We start from the raw sequence: 1,775 nt of genomic DNA on the forward strand, positions 1-1,775 counted from the left end.
GCCCCACTCATGGAGGGTGCGTTCAAGCAGCGGGGCTGGGTCACGCAGCGTCAGCGCTTCATGCTCCATCCCGCCAATCTATCAGCCTGCCCGCACCCTCGTCTCAGGTTTCCAACTTGGTTTGACCATGTAACCAAGTTACCTGATAATCTGCCCATGAGTTACATCCACCGGAGTCGCTTCCGCTGTCTGCCATGAACACCTTGAATTCCGTTCTGGCCCAGGTCACCAGTCGCATCCGCGAGCGCAGCGCCAGCACGCGTGGCGCCTACCTGAAACGGGTCGACGTACTGCGCCAACGGCCGCGCGGATCAGACCGCATGGGCTGTGCCAACGTGGCACACGCCTTCGCCGCAATGCCTGGCGAAGACAAGCTGCGCATCGTGGCCGAAAAGGCGCCGCACATCGGCATCGTCACCGCCTACAACGACATGCTGTCGGCGCACCAACCGTACGAAGGCTACCCGGCGCAGATCCGCGCGACGGCACATCGCCTCGGTGCCACTGCGCAAGTCGCCGGCGGCGTGCCCGCGATGTGCGACGGCGTGACGCAGGGCTACGCCGGCATGGAGCTGAGCCTGTTCTCGCGCGACACCATCGCGATGGGCACCGCGATCGCGCTGTCGCACGACGTGTTCGACGCGGCGCTGCTGCTGGGCATCTGCGACAAGATCGTGCCGGGCCTGTTGATCGGCGCACTGCACTTCGGCCACCTGCCTTGCGTGTTCGTGCCGGCCGGGCCGATGGGCTCGGGTCTGTCGAACAACGACAAGGCCAAGGTGCGTGAGCAGGCCGCGCAAGGCCTGGTTGGCCGCGGCGAGTTGCTGCAGGCCGAACAGGCGGCCTATCACTCGGCTGGCACCTGCACGTTCTACGGCACCGCCAACTCCAACCAGATGCTGCTGGAGGCGATGGGCCTGCACGTGCCTGGCGCCGCCTTCATCCACCCGCATGCGCCATTACGCCAAGCGCTGACGGACGAGGCCGTCGCGACGGTGCTGAGCCTGCGCGCTGGCCGGCGTGATTTGCCGATCGGCCATCTGGTTGACGAGCGCAGCATCGTCAACGCGATGGTGGCACTGCTGGCGACCGGCGGCTCCACCAACCACCTGATCCACTGGGTGGCGGTGGCACGCGCCGCCGGCATCCTGATCGACTGGAACGACTTCTCCGAGTTGTCTTCGGTGGTGCCGCTGCTGGCGCGCGTCTACCCGAACGGCAGCGCTGACGTAAACCAGTTCCAGGCGGCGGGCGGCCCGTCCTTCGTGCTGCGTGAGCTGATGTCGGCGGGGCTGATGCACGCTGACGCCGGCGCAGTCGCCGAAGGCGGGATGGCGAGTTATGCCGAAGTGCCCCAGCTCGAAGGTGAGCGCGTGCGCTGGTCCAAGTTGCCCGCCGAAAGCGGCGACGCTGCGGTCGTGCGCACGGCCGCTGATCCCTTCTCGCCGACCGGCGGGTTGGCGCTGCTGCAAGGCAATCTGGGTCGGGCGGTCATCAAGGTCTCCGCGGTGCCAGCGGATCGCCACATCATCGAGGCACCGGCGCGGGTGTTCGACAGCCAGGAAGACCTGCACGCCGCCTTCAAGGCCGGTGAGCTGGAGCGCGACGTGGTGGTTGTCGTGCGCTTCCAGGGCCCGCACGCGAACGGCATGCCTGAGCTGCACAAGCTGACGCCGCCGCTGGCCGTGCTGCAAGGCAAGGGCCACCGCGTGGCGCTCGTGACCGATGGCCGCATGAGTGGTGCTTCGGGCAAGGTGCCGGCCGCGATCCACGTC

At 67.3% G+C, this 1,775-nt stretch carries 1 protein-coding gene; it reads left to right on the forward strand.

Annotated features, from left to right (window positions below; genetic code table 11):
* Nucleotides 1-194: 194 nt before the first annotated feature.
* Nucleotides 195-1,775 (forward strand): phosphogluconate dehydratase (edd, locus tag AC1DYI_RS34485; RefSeq protein ID WP_477208605.1); only part of this gene is annotated, 1,581 nt, incomplete at its 3' end.

The organism is Ideonella sp. P3_A4, from assembly GCF_056403075.1.